This is a genomic window from Bifidobacterium ramosum (assembly GCF_009299505.1).
Taxonomy (GTDB): domain Bacteria; phylum Actinomycetota; class Actinomycetes; order Actinomycetales; family Bifidobacteriaceae; genus Bifidobacterium; species Bifidobacterium ramosum.
Genome location: NZ_WBSM01000003.1, coordinates 205,398 through 227,184 on the forward strand (window position 1 = coordinate 205,398; position 21,787 = coordinate 227,184).

A 21,787-nucleotide genomic window follows, 5' to 3' on the forward strand; every position below is an offset into this window, starting at 1 on the left:
GTCAAGCTGACGTTCCAGCTCCTCCGAACCGTTCACGCCGCCATCTCGCTCGTTCCGTCTCCGTTGTCCCACCATCGCGATCACCACTCGATATCCGCGATCGGCGTAGGTGCCGGATTCACGTCCTCGCGCACCACCGTGCCCGAACGGAAGCGGATCACCTTGTGCGCCATCGGCGCGAGCGCGGAATTGTGCGTGATGATCATGACCGTCATGCCCTCCGCCACGCAAATGTCCTGCAGCAGCTGCAATACCTCCTTGCCGGTCTCGTAGTCGAGCGCACCGGTCGGCTCGTCGCACAGCAGCAGTTTCGGTTTCTTCGCGATCGCGCGGGCGATCGATACGCGCTGCTGCTCGCCGCCGCTCAACTGCGCGGGGAAATTGTTGAGGCGATCGCCGAGTCCGACTTTGCGCAAAGTCTCTGCCGGATCGAAATGGTCGGGGCAGATCTGGCTCGCCAGCTCCACGTTCTCGAGTGCGGTGAGGTTCGGCACGAGATTGTAGAACTGGAAGACGAAGCCGATGTCGTTGCGACGGTAGGTGATGAGGTCGCGTTTGCGCAGTGCGGTGATATCGTGCCCACCGACGATCACCCGGCCGGACGTGGCCGTATCCATGCCACCGAGAATGTTGAGCGCCGTGGTTTTGCCCGCTCCGGATTGGCCGAGAATGACGGTCAGTTCGCCTTCGCCGGCGGTGAAACTCGCCCCGTCGAGCGCACGGATCACCGATTCGCCGGCAGGATACTCCTTGACCACATGGTCGAATTCGATATACGCCATCGTGCACTCCCGTCGTGTCCGCCGCTGTTACCGTCACGTCGTACGGTCGCCGCCGCAACCGCGCGACGACTACCGTCCATTTAACTCCCCCAGCGCGAACATGACGAGCGATGCACACGCTGTCAGCGTACGGAACCATGGCGTCGCCGGGCGCGCCGCACGCACGCCCGTCAGCTGTATGTACGTTCGAACAGACACCAATATCACGCGCAAGACCGCGCGTCACTTCCTTGTATTCAAATTCGCAAATCCCAGTCTGAATCATTCGAAAAAAATCACATAAAATATTCGAAAAAGCTAGTGTCATGTATTCGAAAAAGCTAGGATGAACCTACTCGACAACATGGAAGGGCACGGAATATGCAGACCACAAGCGGCTACATCGCAAGGATCGTCGACTCCACGATCGACGAATACCTCAACACATTTCCAGCAGCGTCCATCGAAGGCCCGAAATGGTGCGGCAAAACCACGTCCGCGGCCGAACACGCCGCTTCAACGATCAGCCTGACCGATCCGTCCGGCAACTTCCGCAACCGAGAACTCGCCCATATCGAACCATCGCTGGTCCTAGAGGGCACCGAACCCCGTCTGATCGATGAATGGCAGGAAGCACCCGGCTTATGGGATGCGGTCAGGTTCGCATGCGACCGCAACACGCATCCGGGTCGTTTCCTGCTTACCGGGTCATCCACGCCGCGCGCAACGCAACGCCCCATGCATAGCGGAGCCGGACGCATCGCACGGATCCGCATGGATTCCATGACGCTTTTGGAACAGGGAAAATCCACGGGAACAATCTCGCTGAAAGGCCTGTTCGACGGCGCATCCTACACCTCGGCCTCATCCCTCAGTCTGGATGATCTCGCCCTGCTCACCGTCCGCGGAGGATGGCCAGCATCGTTGTCCAGCAATGCAAAACAGGCTTCACTCACAGCACGCAGCTACCTTGACGCAATCGTCAACGACGACATCTCCGAAGTAGACGACGTCGATCGCGACCCCGTCAAGGTACGACGACTACTCACTTCCTTGGGACGTAACGAGGCGACGCTCGCCAGCAAAACGACGCTGCTCAAGGACACCGCGGAATACGTTGATGCGGCCAAACCCGGTCAGCGCGCGGCAACACTCGCCGAAACCACGTACAACGAATACGTCGGCGCCCTAGAACGCATGTATTTCATCGATGACATTCCCGCGTGGCACCCGGCATTGCGTTCTCCCGTGCGTATTCGCATGGCCAGAAAACATCATCTAGCCGACCCATCCCTGGCCGCGGCAGCGATCGGCGCAACGCAGGAGACACTGCGCACCGACCCGAAAACCCTTGGATTCCTATTCGAGTCGCTGGCCACACACGACCTGCTGGCATACGCTCGGGCAATGGATGCGTCGGTGATGCATTACCGCGACGACGCGAATCTTGAAGTTGACTTGATCGTGGAAACGCGCGACGGACGCTGGGGCGCATTTGAAGTCAAGTTAGGAGCCGCACAGATTGAAGACGGTGCGGCCAATGTGCTTCGTCTGAACCACAAGATGACCGAACGAGGGCAACGCCCAGCTTCGGTCAAGGCCGTGATCGTCGGAATCGGCGGGATCGGCCACAGGCGTCCGGATGGAGTGCAGGTCATCCCCATCGACGCACTGGGACTATGAGTGTCGTGGCCGCAGTACACATGAAGACGCGGCCGCGGCACAACCCTCCGCCGGACGATGCACTTCTATCGTTCAGGCCTTGCGGGCGAGCTGGACGGCGGTGCCGGAGGCGGTGACCATGAGCATCGAACCGTCCGCGCCGAGCACCTCATAGTCGACGTCAACGCCGATCACCGCATGCGCACCGAGAGCCTCGGCACGCTGCTGCATCTCGGCGATCGCCTCGTTGCGGGCGTTCGTCAGCTCCTCCTCATAGCCCTGGCTGCGGCCACCGAACACGTTGCGCAGGCTCGCGCCAATGTCCTTGAACATGTTCACGCCGGCGACGACCTCGCCGAACACGATGCCCTGATAGTTCGTGACCGTGTAGCCGTCCACGGACGGCGTGGTGGTGACCAGAATCATGACGATCTCCCTTGCTCGAGACGTACGGCCATTGCCGGCCGATCCCAACGGTTCCATTGTACGTTCGCACGGTTCGCGACGTTCCGCATGACCCGCGCGCACGGCATCGGCGACCCGTAATCGTGTCCGTGCTATGCCATGCGGACCCGGCTGCGGTCGTAATGGCACGAAAAACGACCCTTACCAAGTCCCATAACACAACAGGGATTCAATAAGGGTCGTCCACGGCCGTCTCAACCGCCACGATCAGCGTTCCTCCGCAAGGCCCCGACGGGAAACATCCGCCGCCCCAGCCCTAACGAAGGAACAGCCGCCCGATCCAGTCAATGGCAAGCCGAATCCACGATTGCACGCACGGCACGATGTTCTTGTCCTCATCGTCCCAGGCGGTTTCCTTGGTGCCGAGCGCCAGTCCGTGCACGCCCTCGGGATACAGATGCGCCTCGATCGGCACCCCCGCCTCCTTGCATGCGGAGACCAGCATCATCGTGTTCTCCATTGGCACACAGTCATCGGTTACGGTGGTCCAGACGAACACCGGCGGCGTCTTCTCGTCGATATGCTTCTCGATCGAGAGCTTGTCGAGCCATGCCGGATCATCCTTACGGTCGTCGCCGAGCAACGCGTCAAAGCTGCCGCGATGCGCCAGCGCCCCCGAAGTGACGACCGGATATCCAAGCATAAGCGCGTTCGGCCGCACCGCGTCCGGATCATAGCCGTGCGCGGCCAGGTCATCGTCGCCGACGCTCGTCGCCAGGTTCTCGGCCAAATGGCCGCCTGCGGAGAAGCCGATCACGGCCACTCGTCCGGGATCGACATGCCATTCGCCCGCATGCTCCCGAATCAGCCGCATCGCTTCGGCCGCTTCGCACAGCGCGGTCGGATACACGCTCGGCTTGCACGAGTAGCGCAGCATGAAGGCGTGATATCCCGCGCCCACGAAGGCGAGCGCGATCGGTTCGCCTTCCCGGTACGAGATCGTCTCATACCCGCCCCCCGGCAGCACAAGCACGGCCGGGCGCTGGCGATCCATGTTGACTTCGGGGTTGTTGTCGATCACATAGCCGGTGAACTGTGCTTGCGTGCCGTCGATGCCGGTGATGGTTTGGTCAATGTAATGCATTGGTACCTTCGTTGTCTCGGACTGGAATTCGGTGGAATGGGATGTTCAGCGACGTTCGTAGGCGGCTTCACGCTGGTTGATGGCGCGGATCGCATCGATGTCGATCTTGGGGACGCGATCGTAGGAATACAGACCGTTGCATTCCTGTTCGACGTCGTACAGCTGCGTGTAGCAGAAGCCGAACATGCGCGGATTGTCAAGCAACGCGCCGGTCAGTCCACGATAGCGTTCAATGTATTCGGTTTCGCTGCGCGCAGCCTCGCCGTACCCCCACGACTGCGCGTTGTCACGCTGCGATTCGGGGATCCATTTGATGCCGCCGTATTCGCTGACGAAGAACGGCTGACCGCCGTGGTACCGCTGACGTTCCGGGAACGGTTCGGTGTACTTCGGCTCGCCGTCGGCCGCCGCCGCGTCGCCGTCGCCGGCACCGGCACCGGCACCGGCACCGGCACCAGCGGCATTGTCCGCAAGTCCCGCATAGTGCCCGGAGAACGCCGCGACGTCCTGCTCGTAGTCGTGTACGTCGTAGATGTCGGTGATGACATGGAACATGCCGCTGGTATCGATGCATGGGCGCGTCGGATCGATGGCCTTGGTCGTGTGGTACACGATGGACAGCACGGCATCGTCCTGCTTGCGGCCGTTGAGGTCCCATGTCTCGTTGAACGGGCACCATCCGACGATCGACGGATGGTTCACGTCACGCCGCACGATCTCCTCCCACTCCGGCAGGAACGATTCGATACCGTCGGCCGTGGTGATGTCGAGGTTCCAATTCGCCATTTCGCCCCAGGCCAGATAGCCGTGCAGGTCGCAGTAGTACAGGAACAGCGGCTCGAACGCCTTTTCGTGCAGTCGCGCGCCGTTGAATCCCGCCGCCTGCGAGAGCAGCACGTCGCGTTCGAGCGCCGCCGCGTCGGGTGCAGTGTAGATGCCGTCCGGGTAGAAGCCCTGATCGAGCACGAGTCGCTGGAACACGCGCTTGCCGTTGATCAGGAAGTCCTCGCCGTCGATCGCGACGGAACGCAGCCCGAAGTACGTGTGCACGACGTCTTCGCCGAAGGTGAGCGTCACGTCATACAGCCCGCCGACGCCGACCTGCCACGGGTGCACGGCGTTGAGTTTCACCAGCGCGGCCGCACGATTCCCATCGCCCCGGACATGAGCCGAACCGCAGGCCTCTCCCTGATATGAGATCACGACATCCAGTTCGCCCTCACCCACGGTCTGCGTCTCGATGAGCACGCTGCCGTCCGCGAGGTTCGGCGTGATGCGCAGGTCGACGAGGTGCCGCTGCGGCACGAATTCCAGCCAGACCGTCTGCCAGATGCCTGTCGTGCGCGTGTACGAGCAGCCGTAGGACTCGTATCGGTCGGACTGTTTGCCGCCGGGCTGGCGATGCGAGCGCACGTCGTCCTTGGCGCAGACGACCAGCTCGTTGTCGCCCTCGTGCAAGGCGTCCGTCACATCGAACGCGAACGACGCGTAGCCGCCGCGATGTTCACCGACCTCGCGCCCGTTGACGAATACGTGCGCTTCGTAGTCGACCGCACCGAAGTGCAGGATGACGCGGCCGGTCAGGTCCTCCGCTGATACGGCCACCGCACGGCGATACCAGCAGCATGGGATGAAGTCGGTGTGCCCGAGGCCGCTCAACCGGCTTTCCGGGCAGAACGGCACGGTGATGTGCTTGGTCAGCGGCGGGTTGCTGCCCCAGCCTTTGTCCATACCGCTCGCCGCATAGTCGAAATCAAAATCCCATTCGCCGTTAAGATTCGTCCAGTGATCGCGCCGCATCTGCGGGTTGGGATGTTCCGGGCGCGGGATAGCCGCCGTCGCTTCGACGTCGTCGCCGGCCGATCGCGCTGCCTGTTCGTTCATGAGGTGTTCTCCTTTGCACACGTTGTTGCACACGTTGTCTTACGGTTGCGGGTTCCCGCACGGACCGCCGTCACCGGCCTGTCGTACGGGAACCCGCATGTGATCACATGTCCCTCGCAGCGCGTGCAATTCGCATTGCCCGCCGCTCAGGCGCGGGACGTTGCGGCGTCATCAGCCGCGGTCCACGCTCTCGTTGACCTTTTCGATCGAGGCCAGCGCGTCCTCCACGGAGGACTGGCCGGTGTACACGTTCTGCATCTGCACACCGATCTCGTTCTCCAGGTCGGCGTACTTCAGCTTGCGGGTGAGCTTGGATTCCGACTGGGTCTTGTTGACCATTTCGACGCTCTCGCGCTGGGTCTCGGTGATATCCTTGCGCAGTTCGACCTTGGCCTTCGTGTAGACCGGGGAGCCCTGCAGCATGTTGGTCCACAGCGTCTGGCCCTTGCCGGTGGTCATGAACTCGATGAATTTCATGGAGGCTTCCTTGCGCTTGCTGTCCTTGTTCACGGTCAGCGCGTAGTCGACGCCGGTGGTCGGGCCGGAATGGATCGGGCCGACCTGCGGGAATTCGATCATGCCGAGCGTATCGTTGGCGATCTTGCCCGTCAGTCCGGGCATGCCTTCAGGAATGACGACCATCGAGGAGTGCCACGAACCGCTGGCCAGGAACGGGGTCTTGCGCTCCGCGAAGTAGTTGTCGTTGGTGTCCGGGTAGGTCGGGACGCCGACCGCGCCGTCCTCGAAGATCTGATCGTCGGCCATCTGCTTCCAGGCCTTCATGGTCTTGACGAAGGTCTCGTCGGTGAACTTCATCTTGCCGTCCTCGGCCTTGTAGATGTCGCCTTCGCCGAACTCGTTGCTCAGGTAGACGAACAGGTCGACGAGGTGCCAGATGTCCTTCGCGCCGTACGCGATCGGCACGAGGCCCTTGGCCTTGAGCTGCTTGCAGATCTTGACCAGCTCGTCATAGGTCTTTGGCATCTCGGTGATGCCCAGCTCCTTGAGGAACGTCTCGTTGTACAGCAGGTATTCCTGGCCGGTCAGCAGCGTCGGCATGCCGACCAGCTTGCCGTCCTTGTCGGTCATCTGGTCGATGGCGGTCGAGCTGACGTTGTCCTTCCAACCCTTCATGTACTGGTCGGAGAGCTTGGCCATGTCGTCGGCGAACTTGCCGTACTGCGTCACCATCGAGCCGGAGTTGAGGGCGAACACGTCCGGGCCTTCGCCGCTGGCGATGGCCGTACGCAGCTTCTTCTCGTATTCGGCCTGATCGGCGTTACGCCACAGGTTGATCTTGATGTTGGGGTTTTCCTTCTCCCACTCGGCGATGATCGGCTTCCACTGATCCTCGACCGGCTGCCACGCCCAGAAGTCGATGCTCACCGGCTTGTCGGCCGTTCCCAGTCCTTCGTCCGCGCCACCGGCGTTGCCGCTGCCGCAGGCGGCCAGCATGCCGACGCTGACCAGAGCCGCCGTTACCGTCGTGATGACTTTTTTGATGCCACGCATGATGTTGCTCCTTTGCTCGTTGTGATGCGTGTTCGGCCGCGCCGTGGGGCACGGCCAACAGTTGTATTGGTTTTTAGTGGTTGATGGATGTTCTGCAGTATCCGGTCAGCGACGCCCCGTTCAAGGTGCACGTGAGCCGGTTCTCCGCGACGGATCGTTCATTATCCGTCCGCACGTTGTCGAACGTCCATATGACTTCTCTGGTTCGAATGGAAGTGGTCCCTCCTTGTGTTTCGATGATGATCGTGCACAATATGCGTCCGTACCGGTCGCGGCGGGCTTCCGCCGGATTGTCGGTGCGTTCGACGGCGGCCGGCATGGCCGAACCCTCGTCTCCCGTCACGCCGACGTGCTCGGCATCGGCGGTGACCGTTGCGTTCGGCAACATGATTTCCAATGTGCCGTCGGCGCGGTCGAAGGCCACGTCGAATACGTACCGCACGCCGGTCGTGGATTGGACGGCCGACGGCGGCAGGAATTCCCGCTCGCAACGGACCGGCCTGTCCTTCCAGACGCGCGCCCCCCGCTCGTCGAACGACAGTGCACCGTCGACGATCCGCAGTTCCCTGCCGATGTCTGCAAGCCGCTCGCCCCACAGATCCGCGTGATCGGTGACACGCATCGCGGCGAACCGTGTGCTCGTATACTGCGAGAACAGGCCGATCGCCCCACCGTCCAGCGGGATATCCGCACGAATGATCGGCATGTCGTCCACACGCAGCTCACAGGTGCCGAACGTTCTTGTGACGGCCCACCGGTGCCATTGCGCGGGATCGAGATACGGCATCTCGCGCTGCGACGAAGCAAACTCACGATGCACGCCGTCCACCGCGCCGAGGAGGCGGAATCGACGATCGCCGGCGTCCCACACCAATTCGGCGTGGTTGCGCTCGTCCTTATACGCGACGGCGAATCCGAATCGTCCGCCCGCGTCGGCGGTGGACGCCTTCGCCCAGAACGACGCCAGGTACGTGTTCCACGGCCGTTCCTCGCGCAGGATCGCGCGGAAGACCCCGTGCAGGCTTGTTTCCAGCTGATGTCCGCTCACGGTCGCCATACCGGACAGTACGCGCCAGTTGCCGTCATCGTGCAGGTCCCGGTCGTCACCGCCGAACATATCTTCCACGTCCGGTTTGGCGGGAGCCCACTGAGGATCGCGAGTCGGGGCCACCGTCCGCAGTTCGCCTTCCATGTAGTCGATCGGATCAATGCACATCTGCCGACGCTCGGTCTCGTCGCCGGACAACTCGGGAATCCGTTCTCTCGCATGGTAGATGATCCAGTCGTCGACGCCGTTCGGCGCCTTGATGATCGAGTTGTGGCCGGTGCCTTCGACGTGGCCGCGACGATGGATCAACGGATCAAACGTCCCGTAGCCGGCGTGCTTGCGCCAGTCGAGTTCGTCCAGCGGCGTGTCGCCGGACAGCGCGGCCTGCGCATATCCCACGAAATACGTCTCGTTGGTGAACGAGTTGCCGGAGTACGTGATATACGCCTGATCGCGGTGAGTGAACAGCGTCGCGCCCTCGATGGTGTGCCAGTCGCGGCCGTCGCCGAAGCGATTGCGGGCGAAGATCTCTTCGTCGCGGGTCGGCAGGATCAGCGGGCGCGGGTTGCCGACTCGGCTGGTGGGCGTATCCAACCGGTCGATCATCACGGAGGTTCCCGGACGGTCCAGGCTTACGCCCGCACGCTGATTGTCGGCGTAGAGCAGGTACATGGTGCCGTCCGCACCCCGAACGACCTGCGAATCGATCGCGAATCCATCAAACAGTGTCGTGACGCACTCGAACGGGCCTTCCGGACGGTCGGCGGTCGCGACGCGCATGATCTGCTCGTGATGATTGTCACTGTCCTCCGGCATGTCGGACACATACATATACAACGTGCCGTCAATCAGGATCACGGACGGAGCCCAGTACTCCTTGCGCCCCGCTTCCGTGTAGCAGGTGCCGAGACGATCCCAATGAACCAGATCCGCCGATCTGGAGACCTGCACGCCGTCCGCACACGACGAGTAGCACCAGTATTCGCCAAGATATTCGAGGACGAACGGGTCGGGCGCGGTATGCGCGACGCCGTCGGCGTATTGCAGCGGGTTGGTGTAGCGCTGCGCCACGGCCGAAGTTGATTGCTGTGTCATGATCGCACTCCTGGCTGGCTCAGCTCTTCACCGAGCCGGACGTCATGCCTTCCTGCAGCCACTTCTGGCTGATGAGGTAGACGATGACCGACGGAATCATCATCAGGATGAGGGCCGCGTACATTTCGGCCATCATTTCCTCGGTGTGGTTGCGGCCGTCCATGAACGAGGTCGCGACGAGCGTGATCGGATACAGGTTCTTGTCGCGCAGCATCAGGAGCGGGGTGAGGTAGTCGTTCCACGAGTAGACGAAGGTGAGCACGCCGGTGGTCGCGATCATGGGCAGGCTGAGCGGCATGAGGATGCCCCAGTAGATGCGGAACGTGGAGCAGCCGTCCACACGCGCCGCCTCGATGATCTCGTTGGGGATGCCGTCCATGTAGTTGCGCCACAGCAGCAGCATCTGCAATGCGTTGAACGCGACCATCGGAATGATCAGACCGGTGTAGGTGTTGGTCAGGCCAAACGTCTTCATCGTGAAGAACTCCGGCATCATCACGGCCGCGCCCGGAACCGCGAGGCAGGCCAGCAGCATGAAGTACAGGACGTTCGACCCGACGAACTTCATCTTGGAGAACGCATAGCCGGCGAGCGACGTCAGGAGGATGACGATCACGGCAGTGGCGATCGAGATGAAGGCGCTGTTGAACACGGCTCTGCCGTAGTTGATGTCAGGATTCGTGATCACCCACAGGTAGTTGCCGAATCCGTTGATGTTCAGCGACTTCATGAACGCGATGGCGATCGGGATGAGCCACAGGATCAGGAAGATGAACAGCACGATGTACATGATGATCGTGGTGCTGAGTTTGCGCTTCATGGCATGACCTCACTTCTCGCGATTCGACAGCCACATCTGGCCGAGGGACATCAGGATGGCGATGATCAGGACGAGCACGCCGATCGCGGAGGACAGGCCGCCCTCGTACTGCTGGATGCCGACCTTGTACAGATACGTGTTCAGGAATTCGGTCGCACGGCCGGGACCGCCGCCGGTGGTCTGCATCACGATATCGAAGGTCTTCAGCGAGCCGACGATGCCGAGCACGATCAGCACGTTCGTGGTGCCGCGCAGCATCGGGAGCGTGACATAGAACAGGGTCTTCCAGAATCCGGCGCCGTCGATCTTCGCCGCCTCGTACACCTCCTGCGGGATAGACATCAGACCGGCGTAGTAGATGATCATGGAGAAACCGGTCCACTGGAAGATGTTGACCACGCAGATCGTGAGCAGGGCCGTCTTGGGATCGCCGAACCAGGAGTGGGCCAATCCGCCGAGACCGATGTCGGCGAGCACCTGATTGAAGCCGCCGAGGTTCGGATCAAGCACGCCGCGGAACACGGCTGCGATGATGACGGCGGCCATGGTGACGGGCATGAAGAAGAACGCCTTGAACAAGTTGGAACCGGGCATGCGCTCCTTGAGAATGACGGCGAGGAGCAGACCGAGCGCCGCCTGGACGACGACCGTCACCACTAGGAAGATGAGGTTGTTAAGCAGTGCCTGGAAGAAGATGGAACCGGGCGTCAGCAGCTTGGTGTAGTTCTTCAGCCCGATGAAGCTCGCATCCATGCTGATGCCGTCCCAATCGGTGAACGACATGGCAATGGTGAACCCCATGCAGTAGTAGATGAACGCGCCTGAGATGATCACCAGCGGCAATACATAGAGATATGGGATGATGCGGTATCTCCAAGACCGCGAAGACCGTGCCGTGGTCTTCCCCGACTTGGACTGAATGGCCTTCATCGTCGTTGCTCCTTACGTGCAGTGGTAGTCGGCCCTCGTCGGCCGATCACCACGGACAGTGGTTGTAACACTTTCCTATGTCCTCTAAAACGTTTCAGGTTTTGCTCGACGGTCGTTGTCTAAAACGTTTCAGATTGGATGGAATTAATATATATCGCTTTCAGGGAGAAGTCAAATCAACGTTGTCGTCAATCGCGACGGCACGTCATCCCTTCGCTCCGATGACCGGAAAACCAGGGGATGACTGCCTGCAGACCAACGAATATTCGACCTCGATACGCTGCTTGGGAGCACGTCTTCCCTGATTCACCTGCTCCAGAATGCTTTCCACGGCCAGTTTCGCGATCTGCCGGCGCCCCGGGTCGATCGTCGTCAGCGAAGGCGTCGTGTACTGCGACTCGTCGATGTTGTCGAAGCCCACCACCTGCACCTGCGCCGGCACGGACACACCCATCTCCTTCAGCTGACTGATCACACCGAAGGCCAGCATGTCATTGCACGCGAAGACGCCGTCGAACCGCAGCCCCTCCTGCATCATGTCGGAGATGGCCCGCGCTCCCGCACGGCTGTTCCAGTCCCCGGTTTCCCGTATCAATCTCTGGTCGACAGGCAGGCCGTACTCACGGAGCGCCGCGACATAGCCCTCGGTACGCAACGATCGCGCGGAGACGTTGCCCGGATCCACCGCGCCGCCGACAATGGCGATCGACCGGCAGCCGGCCGAGACAAGATGACACGTGGCGGCCTTCGCCGCATAAATGTTCTGCACGATGATGTGGGGAGCGTCGACGCCGAACATGCTCTCGCCAAGCACGACCAAGGGAAAATCCCCCTTGATCTTCCGGGCGTCGCCGTCGCTCAGCTTCAACGGGCTGAGGATCAGCCCATCGGTCATCCGCTGGCTCATGATCTGAATGCTGTGCATCTCGCGCGCCGCATCGTATCCGGTCGACTCCACGATCACGCCGTAGTCGTACTCGCGCGCAACCTGAATGACCTCCTCGGCCAACTCGGCGAAGTACACCTGCGTCAGATCGGGAATGGACAGCGACAGCAGCCGCGTCACCCCGCGTCGCAGGTTGCGTGCGGTACCGTTGACCACATAGCCGAGCTGGTCGATGGCATCCTGGACGCGTTCCTTCGTCGCCGCGCTCATATATGGATAGCCGTTCATGTAATTGGACACCGTACCGATGGACACCCCGGCGGCCTTCGCCACATCATGCAGGGTCACTCTCGCGGCGGCACCATTTGCGTCCGTCATACCAGACCCCTTCCCTTGCCGTCCGTCCACATCAGCCGGAAACCGGCATCGTCATCGCGATGATACCCGCATCGTCGTGTGGCATCGGCACCTATATTACATGCCGGAGCGCGCACGCCCCTTGCCGCATGCGCCGAGCGGACGCAACCGACGGCCGCATGGCCTCCATAATCTTCGTTCACGGCAACGACGCCTCCTTGGTCGCTTTTCGACGGGGCGCATCGGGAATGGCGGCATACACGCGTCATCGTCGGCGCACCATCGATTTTTGAAACGTTATAGAAATCATGATACCATGATCACAACACACACGCTGTCATATTGATCACAGGAGATCATCCCATGCAGATAGCCACACCGGTACTGCCCTCCACCGAGGCCGTTTCACCACTGTCCATCCACGAATCCACCATCGACGGCGGCTTCTGGGCCACCATGCAGAAACTCAACGCCGACCGAATCCTACCGCACATCATCACATGGGAACGCCGCATGGGATGGGTCGACAACTTCCGCCTATCGGCGGAACACCACATCGAGCAACGACGCGGAGCCGTCTTCACCGACTCCGACGTCTACAAGATGCTGGAAGCCATCGCCTGGGAGCTGGGTCGACAGCCCAACGACGCCCTGCAACGAGAATTTGACGACATCGTGCAGTGGATCGCCAAAGCACAGCGCGAGGATGGCTATCTCGAAACCTCGTTCGGCGACACCGGCCAGCCTGCACGCTACAGCGATCTCGAATGGGGACACGAGCTGTACTGCTGCGGCCATCTGCTTCAAGCCGCCACCGCCCGCATCCGCATCGGACATCCTGATTGCGCATTGGTCGGCGTGGCCCGCCGGTTCGCCGATCGCATCGTCGAAGACTTCGCCCCCGGGCGTATCGAACGCATCGGCGGTCATCCTGAAATCGAAACCGCGATGCTGGAATTCGGACGAGCCACCGGCAACGACGCATATATACAAGCAGCGACCCGGTTTATCAACCGTCGTGGTCACCACACGCTGGCCGACAGCCACTTCGGCCGGGAATACTTTCAAGACGACATACCGATCCGTCAAGCCACGCGGCTGCGCGGCCACGCCGTGCGGGCCCTCTATCTGACAGCCGGCGCGATAGACTGCGCCGTCGAAAACCATGACGACGAACTGCTCGGCATCGTGCGTCGCCAATATCAGGACACCTTGGAGAAACGCACCTATCTCACCGGCGGCATGGGCTCCCGGCACAGCGACGAGGCGTTCGGCGACGACTACGAACTGCCGCCCGATCGCGCATACTGCGAAACCTGCGCCGGCGTCGGCTCCATCATGGTGGCATGGCGGCTGCTGCTGGCGACCGGCGACCTGTCCTACGGCAACATCATCGAACGCACGCTGTATAACGTGATCGCAGCCTCCCCGTCCACGGACGGCACCTCGTTCTTCTACGTCAATCCCCTGCAACAACGCAACCGCACGCACGAGGCCGCACCGGACCAGTGTAGCCTGCGCGCACAGGCATCGACGCGCGCGCCGTGGTTCGAAGTCGCATGCTGCCCGTCGAACGTATCCCGCACGCTCGGACAGCTGTCCGCCTACGTCGCCGTCAACAACGGCAACGGCCTGTCGCTCATCCAATTCATGCCTGGCACGATCCGCACCACGCTGCATGACGGCGGCACGCTCGCGCTGCGGATCGAAACACAATATCCCGACGATGGCATAGTGACCATCACCGTGCTCGACGCCCCGCAAACCGCATGGACGTTCTCGACACGCATCCCGGACTGGGCCGGCACGATGACCGTCACGGTCAACGGGCGGAGCCGTACCGATCAAGGCGCACAGGCAAGCCTTACCGGCGTCATGCCGGCCGGTACCACCATCCGACTGGAAATGCCGGTCGCACCGCGCATCACCTACCCCGACATGCACATCGACGCAGTCCGCGGATGCGCCGCCGTCGAACGCGGGCCGATCGTCTACTGCATGGAATCGATCGATCAGAAACTCTCGCAGGACCTCAACAGGTATCGCATCGATCCGCAGTCCACGTTGACCGACGACGGCCGGTACATACTGGCGACGGGTTCACTGCTGAACGACGGCCCGACCGATGATCCGACCGACGGTTCAGCCGATGATGGCAGGCTCCCCTACCATGACGCCGAACAGCACATCGGCGGACAACCGTGCACGCTGCGGCTGGTTCCCTACCACGATTGGGCGAACCGCGGGCCGAGCACGATGCGAGTCTGGATCCCGCTGGGTGAGTAGTGGCTCGCGGCGGCCGTAATCGAGTCCGTATTGCACCTGCGGACCCGATTACGGCCTGAATAACGAGAAAAACGGCTTACCGAGTCATCATGCCGCAGCATGGACTCAGGTACGGCCATCAACGAATCGTCAGCGTGCGATAGACCGGAACCGCACCCCGGTCTATCGCACGCTGACGATGTCGGCACCGAACGGCCACAGCGCCAGCTTGGCCATCTTGAACGACTGGATGCCGAACGGAATGCCGACGATCGTGATGCAGTTCGCCAAGCCCGCGCCAACATAGCCGATCGCCATCCACCAGCCGACCAGCACCACCCACACGACGTTGGCAAGCATCGAGCCAACGCCGCCGCGGTAGATCACGGTCCGACCGAACGGCGTCAGCGTAAGTTCCGCCATCTTGAACGCCTGCAATCCCAACGGAATGCCGACGATCGACACGCACAGCAGCAGTCCGATCACCGCCCATCCGAGCGACAGGAACAGTCCGCCGAGAATCAGCCACAGAATATTGCCCAACAATCTCATGGTTCCATCATGGCATGCGCGCGGCGTGCGGAGGGTCAGGGAAACCACTGATTCATCCCTGAGTCGCAGACTGTGGGCCGGATCCGTCCTGGCCGGCTCAGCCGCAACACACGAACCGCCTGGCTACCGCACCAGGAACACCATGATGATGATCATCGCGAATCCGACGAGATCGGTCATGGAGAACACGGCGCCGGTGACCAGCACGGCGCTGACGGTCGCGGCGAGCGGTTCGCTGGTGCCGAGCATCGTCGCGCGCATCGACCCGATTCGCAGCACACCGGCCAGAAACAGGCCGTACCCGCCGAACGTGCCGCACACCACCGTGTACACCATGAGCAGCACGCCGACCCAGTCCAACGCGGGCGAATTGGCCCATGGCTGCACGATCGGCAGCAGGATCGCGCCGGAGATCACGAACATGATGCCGTTGACGGTGAGATTGCCCCACTTGGTCATGAGTTTCGCCGGCAGAATCGACAGGCCGCCGGTCGCGAGCGCGTTGATCGCACCCCAGAACAGACCCATCAACGGCAGTTTCAACGTGGTCAGGTCTCCACCGGTCGCGATGAGGACGGTGCCAACGAATGCAAGCGCGACGCCGATGCCCTCGCGCAGGGCAGGTAGTCGACGGCCGTGGATGCACACGTACGCAAGCACGACGAGCAGGTTCAGCGACTGCAGGACGGTCGCGGTGCCGGAGTTCGTCCAGTCGATCGACGACAGGTAGGCGACCTGCGTGATGAGGACGCATACCAGCGAGCAGACAACGAGTTGCGGATACGAACGATGGTCGCGGATCGCGCCGCGCAGTTGCTTGGGTTCGCGGGCCGCCGCGACGGCGAGGAACAGCGCGCCGGCGAACAGTTCGCGGATGCACGCCAGCCAGAACGGGTCGGCGTGGTACGTGCCCATGAGCACCTTGGACACGGTGGCGTTGGTGCCCCACATGATGCCGCCGGCGAGTACCAGGCCGATGCCGATCAGCATGCTGCGCGGCGTCTGTTGGATCGCAGGGTTGGGTTTGGTGCGTACGTTGGCTGCGGCTTTCGCGCTGGTTGTGGCGCTCACGTTGGCATTGGTGCCAACGTTGGCCTCGGCGTCGGTTCCGGTATTGGTATTGGTATTGGTATTGGTATTGGTATTAGCGTCAGTGCTGGCTGTGATATCGGCGTCGTTGCCCCGCATGCTCATGCCCGTCCGTTCCTCGTCCCTCGTCGTACAGAATCTGCAACGCTACGATACAACGGCTTCCCGCCATCATCCGTCACCTTTGACAGACAAAACGACCTCACCCTCCTACGGACATACAGCCGATTGGAGGGCAAAAACGGCTGTATGTCCGTTAGAGGTAAGGCACTAAGCACTTGGGAACGTTCCTACGACAGGATGCGCGCCTCAATCACTTCAACGGACATACAGCCGTTTTCGCCCCGCCAATCGGCTGTATGTCCGTTGGAGAGGCGGAAGCCCCCCCACAGACGCAGCACATCCGTCACGGGACCACGCTACAGCGAAGAAGCCCCGCTACAACTGCTGCGCGTTGTCGATCAGCGCGGCCTTGAGGTCGCTCTCGATCTGCCGCATCTTCACCTGCGCGGCCTCGCGGTTCGCCTTGCCTTCCTTCTGGATCTGCACGGTCTCGCGCAACGTGGCGATGAGCTCGGAGTTGATCTTCTCGAGCGTGTCGATCTCGATCACCGACCGCTGGTTCGCCTTCTCGGCGTCCACGGCCCCGCGGTGCAGTGCCTCGGCGTTGCGCGTGAGCAGCTTGTTGGTCACGTCGTCGGCCTTGTTCTGCAGGTCGAGCGCGGCCCGCTGGTTCGACAGGCCGAGCGCGATCACCATCTGCGACTTCCACACCGGGATCGTGGTGGAAATCGTCGTATCGATCTTGTCGACGATGGTCTGGTCGGCGTTCTGGATGATCTTGATCTGCGGCGCGGTCTGCAACGTGACGACGCTCACTCGGTCGAGGTCGTCGAGCCGCTTGGCGAACCGGTCGAGCTTCGACTTGAAGTCCTTGAGCACCTGCGCCTGCATCGCGTCGCCGCTCTTCGCCGCCTCGGCTTCCAAAGCCGGCAACTGGTTCGCGTTGAAGTCGGCGAGCGCCTTCTTGCCGGCGAGCACGGTGAGCTTGAGCGAGCGGTACTGCTGTGCGTTCTGGTCGTACATGGTGTTGTACATGGCGATGTCGGCGACGAGTTTGGCCTGCGCCTTCTCGAGTTTGGTGATGATCTCGTCGATCTGCGCGTCGACCTTCTGGTAGCGGCGGCGCAGTTTATCGATGGAGACGGCGACCTGGCCGATGATCGGGATCTTGCGGAAGCCGCCGAGTTCGGCCTCGTCGATGGTGGTGAGCATGGTCGCGAGCAGGTCGCCGGCCTCGCCGGTGTCCTTGGAGCGCGTTTCGGACAGGATCTCGTCGGCGAACGTGGACGTGGCGCGCTGCACGTCCTTGCCGTACGACGATTCGATACCGTCGCGCGTCAGGTCGATGTTGCCGGCGAGCTGGGCGATCTGCTGCTGGTCGGCCGGCGGGAGTTTGGCGATCTGTTCGTCCGGCGTGAGCGCGGCTTCGGCCTTGGCCTGGTCGGCGGTGGGAACGACCGCGCCGGCTGCCGGGTCGTCCGATGCGGTGAGGCTCGGCGACGTGACGGCGCTGTTGCCGCCGGCGAGGTCGGCGAGGGTGAGTTGTTTGGTCATGGGTGCTTCCTTTCCGTTACAGATGTTGGGTCACGAGTCGCGTGATCATGACGGCGGCGTGGCCACGACAATGTCACGTCGTCCGTCGGCCATCGGCCGTTATCCGCGGGTCGAGTCGAGCAGTTTGATGATGCCCTGCATCGCCATGTTGTTGGGCAGTTCGGTGACGGCGGTGATCTGGTCGAGCGTGCCGGGCACGTTGAACCGCTTGATGGAGTCCGTGCCGGCGAAGTTGGCCGCGCGGAACCCGTGCCGCTCCCATGTGAGTTTCTGCACGTCCGCGGATTTCAGGAGCTGCATCAGTTTCGCGCCCTTGTCGTCGAGCGCGATCAGGGTGTGCGTGCTCCACACGGTCGGCGTGGGGTAGACGATCACCACGTCGTCCTTGATCTGTTTGAACGCGTCCGGCTGGTTGACCGCGAGGTCGAGCAGCTGCGATTCGTAGCCGATCATCATGGGTTTCGAGCCGATGCCGAGCGTGAGGAACTGGTTGAAGCTGTCTTCCGAGCTGGTTTCCATCCAGCCGGATTTCGCGAAGATCGCGCGGATCTTGTCCGTGTCGCGCGACACCGATTCGATGGTGGCCGGCTGCCCGCCGTTCAGCACGGTCGCGACGAGCGCCGCGTATTCGTTGCCGGAGTTCGATTTGACCGGGTCGGTTGAGTCGATGCGGAACTGGCCGTAGCCGTTCGTGTAGCCGAGGTCGTTCCAGGTCTTGTTGTTAACCATCGCGTCGACGGCCTTGGCCATGTCCATGCGATACACGCCCGCGTCGTCCTTGCTCATGATCCCGCTGCCGACGAGCGCGTCGGCGACGGCCTTGTGCGTGTAGATCACGATCGGCGAGTTGAAGACGATGTCGGCGTTCGATGTGTCCACGCCGTTCGCCTTGCCGTATTCGACGGCCGCGCGCGACGACGGGAACAGGTAGTCCATGCCCTTGCGGTCGGCGTCCATCATGGCGAGCGATCCGGCCTTGCGATAGTTGATTTTGAGCCCGGACTGCTCGGCCAGTTTGGCGAACTGCTCGTCGTCGAACAGACCGATTTTCTCGCCGCCGAGGTAGCCGTTGACCTGTTGGATTTCGACCGGTTTGGGCTGGGCCTGTCGCCAGACGATCGTGCCGAGGATCACGCCGACGACCGCGAGCAGTGCGACGAGTCCGATGATTTTCGATTTCGTGAGTTTCATGACGTCCTCTCCCCCGACGCGTTTCCCGGCGCGTCCGCCGACTGGTCGTCGTGCGTGACGTCCGTTGCGTTTGCGGCAACGTTCGCAGCGTCGGCAACGTTCACATACGACGTATCACGTGCAGTAACGTTCGCATCATCGGCGGCGTGCGTATCGTCCGTCGCGTAGCCGTCCATGCTCGCCAGTCGTTGGATCGCCTCGGAATCGGCCGCGATGCCCAACGTCTTCGCCGACACTGCACGCGACAGTTCTCCGGCCGCCGTGCGTTCGAGTACCTGCAGAGCCTCGACCGTTTCCCGTCGTGCCGCGCCGAGCTGGTCGCGCGCGCCGGACCGTTCCACATCGACATACGATGTGAGCAGTTTCGCCGTCTGCTCGCCGTACACGTTCGTGTAGTGCCGCAACGTCGCATACGCGCTGGTGTCCGTGCTCACGTACTGTGTCAGGTCGCGGGTCGCCGCGATGAAATCGTCGGCCTCCGACCTCACCTGCGGGTCGCGTACCTGCCCGGCGAGCATGCCGATCCGGTTGAGCAACGCGTTCGCGTCGTCGATCGCGGCCGCGGCCTTCTGTCCGTTCGGCAGCGCGGACACGACGATCTTGCCGAGCCGGCGTTCCGGCTGCAGCAGCGTCGAGCCGGCGACATAGCCGAGCGCCGCGCACACCAGCCCGAGCACGAGTCCGAGCATGCCGCCGCCGGCCAGCCAGAACGCGAGGCCAGCCAATCCCAACCCGACGACGAACCCTGCAATCACGCCGATCATCAGTTGAATCCCTTGACTTGGCGGAAGACGGCGGCGAGGTCGCCGTTGCGGCCGTCGAACACCTTCGCGTTGCTTAGTTTCGCGAGTTCGTTGAGCTGGTCGGGGTCGGCGTCGCCGAACATGATCGAGAAGATCGGCACGTCCTGCCCGCGCGAACGGTATTCGTCGGTGAAGTAGTGCCTGTCGCTGGTGTCGGACTGGCCGTCGGTCATGAGCACGATCGCGGTCGTGTAGTCGCTGAGGTTCTCCGGCAGCATGCCGAGTGCGGAGTTCAGGCCGTCGTAGATGTTCGTGCCGCCGGTCGCTTCGGTGTTTTCCGCGCGCGACAGCAGTTCGCCGGTGTTCGTGCCGTTGACGCGCGTCGCGTTTTCGGCGGTGGACGAGAACGGGATGAGGATGTTCACGTCGCCGTCCGACGGTTCGATGTGCGACTGCTTCGCCTGGTTCGGGTCGAGCGCGGCCTTGAGTCCGCCGACCACGCCGTCCTTGCCGTCGCCGCTCATCGAACCGGAGTAGTCGACGACCCAGATCGTGTAGCTGGGCTTGCGCAGTTTGGTCTGGTAGACGGTGAGCGCCTGGTCGATGACGTCGGCGGACGGCAGTGCGATCGTTTTCAGCGCGTCGGCGCTCGTGTTCACGCCCCAGTCGCTGCGGAACGACTGTTTGACATCGTTATCACCGGCGTATGCGAGCGTGCCACCGAGACCGGTGCGGCGCCCGGCACGCTCGAACAAGAGCTTGGCGTCCTTGGAACTCAGGGCCTTCTGGAACTTGGAGAACGCGTCGTCAAGGTTCTGGCCGCGGTCGACATAGCCGAGCGGCGAATCGGACACCGCGATGCCGTCGGCCGGATAGATCGTCAGCAGCGGGTCATGACCGTTGTTCTCGAGTTGTTTGTCGGTCTGAATGACCAACGATTCGTAGTTGACCATCGAGTCGAACCGGTCGGGATTCGCAACGACCATGTCCTTGAGCCAGTCGGACGAACCAGACGAGCGGTCCACGCCCTTGAGCAGCGCGGCCACCTGATTGGTGAGTTTCGCATCATTGAGATCGTTGGCATTGAGCGGCTCGTCACGGCCGGTGAGCGCGGTCATGAACGCAAGGTATGCGGACGCGCCGGAATTCGATTGCGTGGCCGAAGTCATCGAGAACTTGAGTTTGCCGGACGATACGGCAGCGAGGATGTCCGCGGTTTTGACCGGCGTCGTCTTGCCGGACGAATCCGCCCAACCGAGCGCTTCGGCCTTGGATTTGGCGATGCCGAACACGATCGGCGTGGTGGATGTGCTGGTCGCATCCTTGACGATGTGCTTGGTGTCGCCCATCGAAATCCACATCGACGACGCCGGCCACACTGCGTCGTAGTTGCCGCCGCCGCTTTCGAGTGCGGCCATGATGTCGAGCGACCCCATGTAATTCATGGTGACGGCTACGCCGGAATCGTCAACCGCCCGCTGGATCGCGTCGGCGACCTCCTTGTTCTCCGACCCGGACGCGATGTTGAGTGTGGCCGCGTCCTTGCCGTTGGCCGGCGTGAACGTCTGGGTCTTGCCGGGGTCCGCATTGCCGCCGGTTGAACCCGGCATCGAGCACGCAGCGAGCATCGTCAGCGAGGCGACGATCGCAACTGTCGCCATCACGGCGCGGCGGATGGCCGATCGCACAGCGGTCACGCCGAAGGTCATACCGGATCCGGCCGCCACGTCACAGCCTGTTTCACGAAGCGTTTCACACACTACGTTGTCGCGAGAACCCTTGATTGTTCCACTCATATCACCATTGTGGAATACCGTGATATCCCG

Annotated in this window: 17 protein-coding genes; 2 read left to right on the plus strand and 15 right to left on the minus strand. The window is 62.1% G+C overall.

Annotated elements, in window-relative coordinates; translation table 11 throughout:
• Positions 1-80: 80 nt before the first annotated feature.
• Positions 81-782 carry an ABC transporter ATP-binding protein gene (locus DSM100688_RS04950; protein ID WP_152358040.1) on the minus strand — a complete coding sequence of 234 codons (702 nt, stop codon included), beginning with the start codon at positions 780-782 and terminating at the stop codon, positions 81-83.
• Positions 783-1,142: 360 nt separating this feature from the next.
• Between DSM100688_RS04950 and DSM100688_RS04955 the strand changes: the two genes are divergently transcribed.
• On the plus strand, positions 1,143-2,444 hold the full coding sequence (locus tag DSM100688_RS04955; RefSeq protein ID WP_152358041.1) for an ATP-binding protein: 1,302 nt from the start codon (positions 1,143-1,145) through the stop codon (positions 2,442-2,444).
• Between the two features lie 72 nt (positions 2,445-2,516).
• Here DSM100688_RS04955 and DSM100688_RS04960 read toward each other — a convergent pair whose 3' ends face one another.
• From DSM100688_RS04960 to DSM100688_RS04995, 8 genes are all read right to left on the minus strand, one after another.
• Positions 2,517-2,849 (minus strand): putative heavy metal-binding protein, encoded by a 333-nt coding sequence (locus DSM100688_RS04960; protein WP_152358042.1) that lies wholly within the window; start codon positions 2,847-2,849, stop codon positions 2,517-2,519.
• Between the two features lie 295 nt (positions 2,850-3,144).
• Positions 3,145-3,972: an alpha/beta hydrolase gene (locus DSM100688_RS04965; protein ID WP_152358043.1), complete on the minus strand. Its 828-nt coding sequence runs from the start codon at positions 3,970-3,972 to the stop codon at positions 3,145-3,147.
• Between the two features lie 45 nt (positions 3,973-4,017).
• The gene (locus tag DSM100688_RS04970) at positions 4,018-5,856 is read right to left on the minus strand and encodes a glycoside hydrolase family 2 protein (protein ID WP_152358044.1); all 1,839 of its coding nucleotides are present in this window, start codon (positions 5,854-5,856) and stop codon (positions 4,018-4,020) included.
• A gap of 171 nt (positions 5,857-6,027) precedes the next feature.
• A complete protein-coding gene (locus tag DSM100688_RS04975) occupies positions 6,028-7,368 on the minus strand; it encodes an ABC transporter substrate-binding protein (protein WP_152358045.1) in 1,341 nt (446 codons plus the stop codon).
• A 73-nt stretch (positions 7,369-7,441) separates the two neighbouring features.
• Positions 7,442-9,511 (minus strand): glycoside hydrolase family 43 protein, encoded by a 2,070-nt coding sequence (locus tag DSM100688_RS04980; RefSeq protein ID WP_152358046.1) that lies wholly within the window; start codon positions 9,509-9,511, stop codon positions 7,442-7,444.
• Positions 9,512-9,530: 19 nt separating this feature from the next.
• Positions 9,531-10,331 (minus strand): carbohydrate ABC transporter permease, encoded by an 801-nt coding sequence (locus DSM100688_RS04985; RefSeq protein ID WP_152358047.1) that lies wholly within the window; start codon positions 10,329-10,331, stop codon positions 9,531-9,533.
• A gap of 9 nt (positions 10,332-10,340) precedes the next feature.
• Positions 10,341-11,261, minus strand: coding sequence for a carbohydrate ABC transporter permease (locus DSM100688_RS04990; protein ID WP_152358048.1), 921 nt, complete (start codon positions 11,259-11,261; stop codon positions 10,341-10,343).
• A gap of 205 nt (positions 11,262-11,466) precedes the next feature.
• Positions 11,467-12,525 (minus strand): LacI family DNA-binding transcriptional regulator, encoded by a 1,059-nt coding sequence (locus tag DSM100688_RS04995; protein ID WP_152358100.1) that lies wholly within the window; start codon positions 12,523-12,525, stop codon positions 11,467-11,469.
• Positions 12,526-12,867: 342 nt separating this feature from the next.
• Here DSM100688_RS04995 and DSM100688_RS05000 point away from each other — a divergent pair, with 342 nt between their 5' ends.
• Positions 12,868-14,790: a glycoside hydrolase family 127 protein gene (locus DSM100688_RS05000; RefSeq protein WP_152358049.1), complete on the plus strand. Its 1,923-nt coding sequence runs from the start codon at positions 12,868-12,870 to the stop codon at positions 14,788-14,790.
• A 162-nt stretch (positions 14,791-14,952) separates the two neighbouring features.
• Here the strand turns inward: DSM100688_RS05000 and DSM100688_RS05005 are convergent, their stop codons facing one another.
• The 6 genes from DSM100688_RS05005 to DSM100688_RS05035 all read right to left on the minus strand — a co-directional run bounded on the left by DSM100688_RS05005 (position 14,953) and on the right by DSM100688_RS05035 (position 21,658).
• A complete protein-coding gene (locus tag DSM100688_RS05005; RefSeq protein WP_152358050.1) occupies positions 14,953-15,321 on the minus strand; it encodes a YccF domain-containing protein in 369 nt (122 codons plus the stop codon).
• Positions 15,322-15,444: 123 nt separating this feature from the next.
• Positions 15,445-16,311 carry a DMT family transporter gene (locus DSM100688_RS05010; protein ID WP_163146849.1) on the minus strand — a complete coding sequence of 289 codons (867 nt, stop codon included), beginning with the start codon at positions 16,309-16,311 and terminating at the stop codon, positions 15,445-15,447.
• 537 nt (positions 16,312-16,848) lie between these two features.
• Positions 16,849-18,027, minus strand: a complete 1,179-nt coding sequence (locus DSM100688_RS05015) for a toxic anion resistance protein (RefSeq protein WP_239519345.1) — start codon at positions 18,025-18,027, stop codon at positions 16,849-16,851.
• 99 nt (positions 18,028-18,126) lie between these two features.
• On the minus strand, positions 18,127-19,218 hold the full coding sequence (locus tag DSM100688_RS05020) for a substrate-binding domain-containing protein (protein ID WP_152358051.1): 1,092 nt from the start codon (positions 19,216-19,218) through the stop codon (positions 18,127-18,129).
• Positions 19,215-19,982, minus strand: a complete 768-nt coding sequence (locus DSM100688_RS11770; protein WP_239519344.1) for a hypothetical protein — start codon at positions 19,980-19,982, stop codon at positions 19,215-19,217. Before DSM100688_RS11770 ends, DSM100688_RS05020 begins: the two co-directional genes overlap by 4 nt.
• Complete coding sequence (locus DSM100688_RS05035) at positions 19,982-21,658, minus strand: vWA domain-containing protein (protein WP_240811837.1); 1,677 nt, start codon at positions 21,656-21,658, stop codon at positions 19,982-19,984. The genes DSM100688_RS11770 and DSM100688_RS05035 overlap by 1 nt, the downstream gene beginning before the upstream one ends.
• Positions 21,659-21,787 lie beyond the last annotated feature (129 nt).

Coding starts and splice junctions, on each gene's coding strand:
- DSM100688_RS05010 (WP_163146849.1), bottom strand. CDS start 16,311: ATGCTGATCGGCATCGGCCTGGTACTCGCCGGCGGCATCATGTGGGGC.
- DSM100688_RS04975 (WP_152358045.1), bottom strand. CDS start 7,368: ATGCGTGGCATCAAAAAAGTCATCACGACGGTAACGGCGGCTCTGGTC.
- DSM100688_RS04955 (WP_152358041.1), top strand. CDS start 1,143: ATGCAGACCACAAGCGGCTACATCGCAAGGATCGTCGACTCCACGATC.
- DSM100688_RS04950 (WP_152358040.1), bottom strand. CDS start 782: ATGGCGTATATCGAATTCGACCATGTGGTCAAGGAGTATCCTGCCGGC.
- DSM100688_RS04985 (WP_152358047.1), bottom strand. CDS start 10,331: ATGAAGCGCAAACTCAGCACCACGATCATCATGTACATCGTGCTGTTC.
- DSM100688_RS04960 (WP_152358042.1), bottom strand. CDS start 2,849: ATGATTCTGGTCACCACCACGCCGTCCGTGGACGGCTACACGGTCACG.
- DSM100688_RS04995 (WP_152358100.1), bottom strand. CDS start 12,525: ATGACGGACGCAAATGGTGCCGCCGCGAGAGTGACCCTGCATGATGTG.
- DSM100688_RS11770 (WP_239519344.1), bottom strand. CDS start 19,982: ATGATCGGCGTGATTGCAGGGTTCGTCGTCGGGTTGGGATTGGCTGGC.
- DSM100688_RS04990 (WP_152358048.1), bottom strand. CDS start 11,261: ATGAAGGCCATTCAGTCCAAGTCGGGGAAGACCACGGCACGGTCTTCG.
- DSM100688_RS04965 (WP_152358043.1), bottom strand. CDS start 3,972: ATGCATTACATTGACCAAACCATCACCGGCATCGACGGCACGCAAGCA.
- DSM100688_RS04980 (WP_152358046.1), bottom strand. CDS start 9,511: ATGACACAGCAATCAACTTCGGCCGTGGCGCAGCGCTACACCAACCCG.
- DSM100688_RS05015 (WP_239519345.1), bottom strand. CDS start 18,027: ATGACCAAACAACTCACCCTCGCCGACCTCGCCGGCGGCAACAGCGCC.
- DSM100688_RS04970 (WP_152358044.1), bottom strand. CDS start 5,856: ATGAACGAACAGGCAGCGCGATCGGCCGGCGACGACGTCGAAGCGACG.
- DSM100688_RS05020 (WP_152358051.1), bottom strand. CDS start 19,218: ATGAAACTCACGAAATCGAAAATCATCGGACTCGTCGCACTGCTCGCG.
- DSM100688_RS05005 (WP_152358050.1), bottom strand. CDS start 15,321: ATGAGATTGTTGGGCAATATTCTGTGGCTGATTCTCGGCGGACTGTTC.
- DSM100688_RS05000 (WP_152358049.1), top strand. CDS start 12,868: ATGCAGATAGCCACACCGGTACTGCCCTCCACCGAGGCCGTTTCACCA.